Raw genomic sequence first — 7,436 nt, 5'->3', positions numbered from 1 at the left:
GCCGCGATGTGCTGATGGCGGCGGCGGAGCGCTTTGCCGCGCTGGCCGATGCTGATGGCAAGACCGGCGTGACCGTGGAGATCCTGCACGTCGCCGGCTGGGCGCCCGGCCCCGGCCAGCCCAGCCCCAAGGCGCCGGGCAGCGCCACCACCAGCCTGGCGGCCGCACTGAAGAGCAGGGTGTAGCGCGACAGCCGGATTCGTCTTAGGCTTGCGCCGTGCACGAGGCCGCCACCTACCTTGTCGTTATCGACGACAGCCCTGAAAGCCGGGTCGCCATGCGCTTTGCCGTACTGCGCGCGGCGCATGTGGGCGCCGATGTGCGGTTGGTCAGCGTGGTGCGGCCCACCGAGTTCATGCATTTCGGCAGCGTGCAGACGATGATGGCCGCCGAGGCCCGCGACGAGGCCTTGGCCTTGCTGGAGGAACTGGCGGGCGAAGCCGAGGCGATGGGCGGCATGCGACCGGCTGTGCTCGTGCTGGAAGGCGATCCGACGGCGGTCATTCTTGGCCATGTGAAGGACAATCCCGGCATCCGCGCGCTGGTGCTGGGCACCGCCAGCCGCGGCAGCCCCGGGCCGTTGGTGAGTTTCTTTGCCGGCGAACGCGCCGGCAGCCTGCCGTGCATTCTGATGCTGGTCCCCGGCGGGCTTGATCCGGACCGACTTGCCACCATTGCCTGACGCTGGCGGCTGAAACACGACAAATATCATCTGATTTGCCTTGAAGCGCAGCGGCGGCTGGGCCATATCGGCGGCACAGCATGAGAGGCGCCGCCGATGTTCATCGAAACCGAACAGACCCCCAACCCGATGACCCTGATGTTCCGCCCCGGCCAGAAGGTGACCGGTGCGGACGGTGTGGACATTCCCACCCCGGAAGCCGCCGAGGCCTCGCCCCTGGCGGCCGCCTTGTTCGCACTGGGCGATGTGGAGCGGGTGTTCTTTGGCAATGACTTCGTGTCAGTTACCCGCAATCCGGCCGGCGCCGATTGGCCGCTGCTGAAGCCGCAGATCTTGGGCGTGCTGGTTGATCATTTCACCAGTGGCGCGCCGCTGTTCACGGGCGAGGTGACGCAGGCCGGCTTTGACGATGATCCCGCCGATGCCGATATCGTGATGCAGATCCGCGAGTTGCTCGAAACCCGCGTGCGCCCGCAGGTCGCCGATGACGGCGGTGACATCGTCTATCGCGGATTCCGCGACGGCACGGTGTTCCTCGAGATGCAGGGTGCCTGCTCGGGCTGCCCGTCGAGCACGATGACGCTCAAGATGGGCATTGAATCGCTGCTGAAATATTATGTGCCGGAAGTCACCGAAGTGCGGGCGGTCTGATCGTGGTGGCCCTTGACGGCGCTGCGCTGGCGCAATTGTTCACGGATGCCCGCACCCATTATGGCTGGGACCCGACACCGGTTTCGGAAGCCGATCTGCGCCAGCTCTATGACCTGGTGAAGATGGGGCCAACCTCGGCCAACAGTTCGCCGGCGCGGTTTCTGTTCTGCCACTCGGCCGAAGCCCGTGAAAAGCTGGCGGCCTGTGTGAGTGCCAACAACCAGCACAAGGTGAAGGCGGCGCCGGTGACGGTGATCATCGGTTTCGATCCGAAGTTTTATGAGCGCCTGCCGGAGCTGTTTCCGCACGTCGATGCGCGGCCCTGGTTCAACTGGAGCGCTGACTTCGCCCGCGAAACCGCGTTCAGAAACAGCAGCTTGCAGGGTGCCTACCTGATCATGGCGGCGCGCGCGCTGGGCTGGGACACCGGGCCGATGTCGGGTTTTGACAAGAAGGCCGTGGATGCCGCCTTCTGGGGTGACACCGGCGTCGAGACCAACTTCATCTGTTCCTTGGGCAAGGGCAGTGGCGAAGGCCTGTTCCCGCGCCTGCCGCGCTTGGCGTTTGAGGACGCGGCGCAAATCCTGTAGCGGCTGCGGCCGTGACCATCCTCGCCCTCTCCACGTCGTCGCCAGCGCTGTCGATCGCACTGGTTGATGGCCGCCAAGTGCTTGCTCGGCATCACGAATTGATCGGCCGTGGCCATGCCGAGGCGCTTGTGCCGGCGATCGCCGATCTGCTGGCCGGGCGCCGGGCGGATGCCATCATCGTCGATATCGGCCCGGGCAGTTACACGGGCATCCGCATCGGTATTGCCGCAGCGCGCGCGCTCGGCTTGGCCTGGGGTGTGCCCGTCCACGGCGTGTCTGCCTGTGCACTGGTGGCGGCGCAGGCCTTTGCCGCTGACCCGGCGCTGGAGGCGGTGCTGGCGCTGATCGATGCCGGTCGCGGGCAGGCGGCGGGTGCGGTCGTGCGGCGGGATCTGGCAGTTCCGCTGGCCGGGCTTGTCCGCACGCTGGCCGGAGCGACCGCGGTGGTGGGCGCCGGTGCCGCTCTGCTGCCCGGTGCTGCCCCCTTGCATCTTGATCACCCCGATGCCGGTTTTGCCGGGCATGTGCCGCCGACCGCACTGGGGCCGCCTGCCGCGCTTTACGCCGGCGACTGAGCTTATTATGCCGTCGGCTGTGGACAGCCTGCCCGCCTCTGCTCCCAACCCTGCGCCCAATCCCGCGCTGACCATCCTGCCGGCCGACGAGCGTCACCTGGAAGCGATGATGGCGGTCATGCATGCGTCGTTTGAACCGCAATATGGCGAGGCCTGGTCATCGGCCCAGGTTGGCGCCACGCTGGCCTTGCCCGGCTGCTGGGGCCGGCTGGCGCTGCTTGGCACCCAGGAAGCCGGGTTCAGCCTGTGCCGCGCCGCCGGGCCGGAGGTGGAGCTGTTGCTGATCGCGGTCAGCCCGCAGGCTCGACGCCAGGGTATCGGGCAGCGCCTGTTGTTGCGCGCACAGGAAGACGCGGTTGCGCGCGGTGCAACAGAGATCTTCCTGGAAGTCAGAGAAGACAATCACGCCGCCAAGTATCTTTATGAACGGGCGGGATTTTCGCAGGTTGGCCGGCGGCCGGACTATTATTCGGGCAAGGATGGCAGCCGCCGCGCGGCGATTACCATGCGTTTTGCTCTCGAAAAGCTCAGTGATTGAGCATTTCGGGTTGCAAAGTGTGACATGTCGGCTCAAGGAAAAGCTGCGATTAGTGAAATCGCAAATGTTCAAGGGTCAAGGACATCAACATGACAGAAGCTTCACAGTCTCATGCAGAGCTGTTGGCGCTGACGGCTGATATCGTCGCGTCGCATTTTGCCAACAACACGGTTGCACCGGGCGAAGTTCCGGGCGTCATCGAAAGCGTCTACGCCACGCTCGCGCGGTTGGGCACACCCGCAGAAGCGCCGGCGCCAAAGCAGGAGCCGGCCGTGCCGGTGCGGTCGTCGATCAAGCCCGACTTCATTGTCTGCCTTGAAGACGGCAAGAAGCTGAAGATGCTGAAGCGTCACCTGATGACGCGCTATGGCATGACCCCCGACGACTATCGCGCCAAGTGGGGCCTGCCGGCGGATTATCCGATGGTGGCGCCCAACTATGCCGAGCAACGTCGCACGCTGGCCAAGTCGATTGGCCTGGGCACCAAGCGCACCTCCAAGCCGCGCGGCCGTCCGCGCAAGAACCCGGCCTGATATCAGGCCAGTGATCGCCGCTGCAGAGGATGGGTCTGCAGCGGCAATCGCCCCGCTTGCTCCCGCCGGTCTTGGCCCTTAATTGGGAGAGCCGGGCGCAACTGCGCCATGCGGGAGAATGGCCGTGAACACGCCGATCGACATCGAGGCGCTGTGCCTGAAAAAGGGCCTGCGCATCACCGAGCAGCGCCGGGTCATCGCCCGCGTGCTGAGCGAGGTGACCGATCACCCCGATGTGGACTCGCTGCACCGACGGGTTGCCGAAGTTGACCCGCGCATTTCGATCGCCACCGTCTATCGCACGGTGAAATTGTTCGAAGAGGCCGGCATCCTGGAGCGGCATGAATTCCAGGGCGGCCGTTCGCGCTATGAAACCATCACCGATGGCCACCATGATCACCTGATCGACATCGACACCGGCGACGTGATCGAGTTCCACGATCCGGAGCTGGAAGAATTGCAGCGCCGCATCGCCGACAAGCTGGGCTATCGCCTCGTCGATCACCGCATGGAATTGTATGGCCAGGCACTCAAGAAGCCGGCCTGAGCCATTCCGATGATCCAGCGCCGCCCGCCGCCGGCTCGGCGACTGGCCACGGCCCGCACCGCCATCGGCGCGGTCGCCACTGCCGCCAGCATCGTGCCGGCCGAGCTGTTGTTGCGCGCGGTCACGCTGAAGAACCGGCCCTATCTGCCGGTCTGGTTCCACCGCGGCCTGTCGCGATCATTGGGCCTGCGCATCCGCACCCACGGCCAGCAGGCGCGGCGCGCCAAGATATTGTTTGTCGTCAATCATCTGAGCTGGGCTGATGTGCCGGTGCTGGGCGCGCGCATCCACGCCGCCTTCGTGGCCAAATCCGAAGTCGCCGGCTGGGGCCCGGTTGGCTGGCTCGCCAGTTTCGCCCACACCGTCTATGTCGCCCGCGACCGGCGCGCGACCGCGGCCGCCCAGAAGAACGAGATTGCCGAGCGGCTGAACGCCGGCGGCGCCATCATCCTGTTTCCCGAGGGCACCAACAGCGATGGCACCGGCGTGCTGCCGTTCAAATCGGCGCTGTTTTCGGTGGTGAATGATGTGCCCGGCCTGATCATCCAGCCGGTGACCCTGGCCTATACACGCATCAACGGCCTGCCCGTCACCCGCCGGCAACTGCCCGATCTGGCCTGGGTGGGGGATACCGAACTGGCGCCGCACGCGCTGGGCTTCATGGGCCTGGGCCGGGTGACGGCGGAGATCTTGTTTCACGACCCCATCGACCCGGCCGATTACCCGGACCGCAAGGCGCTGGCCCGCCACTGCCACGCCGTGATTGCCGCCGGCTACCGCCGTCTCATGCGCGGTGGATGAGGCGTGACCGGGCCGGGCAAAATGGCTATGGATGGTGGGCAACCTGCTGGAGCCTTGAAGCGCACGTGACGTCACAATCCCCTGCCCCGGCGCCTGCCAAGACCTATCACGTCAAGTCCTTCGGCTGCCAGATGAACGTCTATGACAGTGAGCGGATGGGCGATCTGCTCTCCGCCGAGGGCCTGACTTCGGTAGCGACGCCGGAAGCCGCCGACGTGGTGGTGCTCAACACCTGCCACATTCGCGAGAAGGCCGCCGAGAAACTCTATTCCGACATTGGCCGTCTGCGCCAGCCGCGCGCCGATGGCCGCCGGCCCACCATCGTTGCTGCCGGCTGCGTTGCCCAGGCCGAAGGTGCAGAGATCGCCGCCCGCGCGCCCGCGGTGGATGTGATCGTCGGGCCGCTGGCCTATCACCGCCTGCCCGAATTGCTGAAACAGGCGCAGACCGGCCGCGCCGTCGATATCGACATGCCGCTGGTGCCCAAGTTTGACAGCCTGCCGCAGCGCCGCATCGCGCAGGCATCAGCCTTCCTCACCGTGCAGGAAGGCTGTGACAAGTTCTGCACCTTCTGCGTGGTGCCCTATACCCGCGGGCCGGAGACCAGCCGGCCGGCGGCTGACCTGATCGGCGAGGCGCAAGCGCTGGTTGCGTGCGGGGTGAAAGAGATCACCCTGCTTGGCCAGAATGTGAACGCCTATGCCGGCGGGCTCAGCTTGGCCGGCCTGATCCGCGCGCTGGCCGACATCGATGGGCTGGAACGCATCCGCTACACCACCAGCCACCCGCGCGACATGCATGACGATCTGATCGCAGCGCATGTTGAGGTGGCCAAGCTGATGCCCTATCTGCACCTGCCGGTGCAGTCCGGCTCCAGCCGCATGCTGAAGGCGATGAACCGCGCCCACACCCGCGAATCCTACCTGGCCACGCTCGAGCGCCTGCGTGCCGCCCGCCCCGATATCGCGCTGTCCGGCGATTTCATCGTCGGCTTCCCCGGCGAGACCGAGGCCGATTTCGAGGATACGCTGTCGATCGTGCGCCAGGTGCAATATGCCGCCGCCTACAGCTTCAAATACAGCATCCGCCCCGGCACGCCGGCCGCCACCATGGCCGATCAGGTGCCGGAGGCAGTGAAGGACGAACGGCTGGCCCGCCTGCAGGCGGCGATTGCCGAGGCCAGTCTGGCCTTCAATCGCTCCACCATCGGTCGGCGCTGCACCGTGCTGCTCGAACGGCCGGGCCGCAAGCCGGGCCAGCTCATTGGCAAGACGCCGTGGCTGCAATCGGCGGTGGTCTCGATCCCCGGCGCCGCCATCGGTGACCTGGTCGCGGTCAACATCGTCGGCGCCGGCCCCAACAGTGTCGAAGCCGTTCCCGTTTCCCCTCCAGCAAGAGAAAGTGCTGCCGCCTGATGTCGAAAAAAGCCCCGCGTGGACCCTTGGCTGCCACCGATCGTGTCCGGCTGGAGATCGAGTTCGACAAGGTGCAATTGCTGGGGCCGCTGTTCGGGCAATATGATCAGAATCTGATCGCGCTCGAAGGCCAGCTCGGCGTCTATATCAGCGCCCGCGGCAACCGGGTGGTGGTGGAGGGCCAGGCCGAAGCCGCGGCCCGCACCCGCGACGTGCTGACCAGCCTTTATGGCCGGCTGTTGAAGGGGGAGCAGATCGACACCGGCGACGTGCTTGGCGCCGTCTCCATCGCGTCAGACCCATCCTTCGATGGCCTGGTGCAGGCCGAAAGCGGCATGGCCACCACCGCCGCCATCCGCACCCGCCGCAAGACCATCGTTGCCCGCTCCCCCACCCAGGTCCGCTATATCGAGGCGCTGGGATCGTCGGACGTGATCTTCGCGCTCGGCCCGGCCGGCACCGGCAAGACCTATCTGGCCGTGGCACAGGCGGTGAGCCAGCTGATTTCCGGCAGCGTTGACCGGCTGATCCTGTCGCGCCCCGCGGTCGAGGCCGGCGAGCGGCTGGGTTTCCTGCCCGGTGACATGAAGGAAAAGGTCGATCCCTATCTGCGCCCGCTCTACGACGCGCTGTACGACATGCTGCCCGCCGAACAGGTGGAGCGGCGGCTGGCGTCGGGCGAGATCGAGATCGCGCCGCTGGCCTTCATGCGCGGCCGCACCCTGGCCCATGCCTTCATCATCCTCGATGAAGCGCAGAACACCACGCCGCTGCAGATGAAGATGTTCCTCACCCGCTTTGGCGAGCGCAGCCGCATGGTGATCTGCGGCGATCCCAACCAGGTCGATCTGCCCACGCCGGGCATGTCGGGCCTGGCCGATGCGGTGAAGAAGCTGGAGGGCGTCGAGGGCATCAGCACGCTGCGCTTTTCGGCCAAGGAAGTGGTGCGCCATCCGATCGTCGGCCGCATCGTGGAGGCCTATGAAGGCCCCACCAGGGACGGTTGATGCTGCAGGTGGAAACCGACGTGGCCGCGGGCCCCTGGCCGGCGGCGGACTGGCCGGCGCTGGCAAGCGCCGCGGTGGCCGCCGCGCTGGCCGAAAC

The 7,436-nt window shown here is 66.4% G+C and carries 10 protein-coding genes and 1 pseudogene; all 11 read left to right on the top strand.

Annotated features, from left to right (window positions below; all coding sequences use genetic code 11):
- A pseudogene (locus GJ693_RS16965) lies at nt 1-185 on the top strand (SAM-dependent methyltransferase); the annotation flags it as partial.
- A gap of 32 nt (nt 186-217) precedes the next feature.
- Nucleotides 218-682 (top strand): universal stress protein, encoded by a 465-nt coding sequence (locus GJ693_RS12215; protein ID WP_156256570.1) that lies wholly within the window; start codon nt 218-220, stop codon nt 680-682.
- A gap of 96 nt (nt 683-778) precedes the next feature.
- A complete protein-coding gene (locus GJ693_RS12210) occupies nt 779-1,333 on the top strand; it encodes a NifU family protein (protein ID WP_156256569.1) in 555 nt (184 codons plus the stop codon).
- Nucleotides 1,333-1,923: a malonic semialdehyde reductase gene (locus GJ693_RS12205; RefSeq protein ID WP_156256568.1), complete on the top strand. Its 591-nt coding sequence runs from the start codon at nt 1,333-1,335 to the stop codon at nt 1,921-1,923. The genes GJ693_RS12210 and GJ693_RS12205 overlap by 1 nt, the downstream gene beginning before the upstream one ends.
- A gap of 11 nt (nt 1,924-1,934) precedes the next feature.
- Complete coding sequence (gene tsaB, locus GJ693_RS12200; RefSeq protein WP_156256567.1) at nt 1,935-2,498, top strand: tRNA (adenosine(37)-N6)-threonylcarbamoyltransferase complex dimerization subunit type 1 TsaB; 564 nt, start codon at nt 1,935-1,937, stop codon at nt 2,496-2,498.
- A gap of 19 nt (nt 2,499-2,517) precedes the next feature.
- The gene (gene rimI, locus GJ693_RS12195) at nt 2,518-3,036 is read left to right on the top strand and encodes a ribosomal protein S18-alanine N-acetyltransferase (RefSeq protein WP_235902854.1); all 519 of its coding nucleotides are present in this window, start codon (nt 2,518-2,520) and stop codon (nt 3,034-3,036) included.
- A gap of 89 nt (nt 3,037-3,125) precedes the next feature.
- Complete coding sequence (locus GJ693_RS12190) at nt 3,126-3,569, top strand: MucR family transcriptional regulator (protein ID WP_156256566.1); 444 nt, start codon at nt 3,126-3,128, stop codon at nt 3,567-3,569.
- Between the two features lie 124 nt (nt 3,570-3,693).
- Nucleotides 3,694-4,116, top strand: coding sequence for a Fur family transcriptional regulator (locus GJ693_RS12185; protein ID WP_156256565.1), 423 nt, complete (start codon nt 3,694-3,696; stop codon nt 4,114-4,116).
- Nucleotides 4,117-4,125: 9 nt separating this feature from the next.
- Nucleotides 4,126-4,917, top strand: a complete 792-nt coding sequence (locus GJ693_RS12180) for a lysophospholipid acyltransferase family protein (protein ID WP_156256564.1) — start codon at nt 4,126-4,128, stop codon at nt 4,915-4,917.
- Nucleotides 4,918-4,982: 65 nt separating this feature from the next.
- Complete coding sequence (gene miaB, locus GJ693_RS12175; protein ID WP_268893158.1) at nt 4,983-6,332, top strand: tRNA (N6-isopentenyl adenosine(37)-C2)-methylthiotransferase MiaB; 1,350 nt, start codon at nt 4,983-4,985, stop codon at nt 6,330-6,332.
- A complete protein-coding gene (locus tag GJ693_RS12170; RefSeq protein WP_156256562.1) occupies nt 6,332-7,339 on the top strand; it encodes a PhoH family protein in 1,008 nt (335 codons plus the stop codon). Before miaB ends, GJ693_RS12170 begins: the two co-directional genes overlap by 1 nt.
- Nucleotides 7,340-7,436 lie beyond the last annotated feature (97 nt).

The sequence above is a fragment of the Sandarakinorhabdus oryzae genome (genome assembly GCF_009733735.1).
GTDB lineage: Bacteria > Pseudomonadota > Alphaproteobacteria > Sphingomonadales > Sphingomonadaceae > Sandarakinorhabdus > Sandarakinorhabdus oryzae.
This window is presented reverse-complemented; position numbering and strand designations above follow the sequence as displayed.

Excerpts from the sequence above, each read along its gene's own strand:
- GJ693_RS12190 (WP_156256566.1), top strand. The coding sequence starts at position 3,126 with ATGACAGAAGCTTCACAGTCTCATGCAGAGCTGTTGGCGCTGACGGCT.
- GJ693_RS12180 (WP_156256564.1), top strand. The coding sequence starts at position 4,126 with ATGATCCAGCGCCGCCCGCCGCCGGCTCGGCGACTGGCCACGGCCCGC.
- GJ693_RS12170 (WP_156256562.1), top strand. The coding sequence starts at position 6,332 with ATGTCGAAAAAAGCCCCGCGTGGACCCTTGGCTGCCACCGATCGTGTC.
- GJ693_RS12210 (WP_156256569.1), top strand. The coding sequence starts at position 779 with ATGTTCATCGAAACCGAACAGACCCCCAACCCGATGACCCTGATGTTC.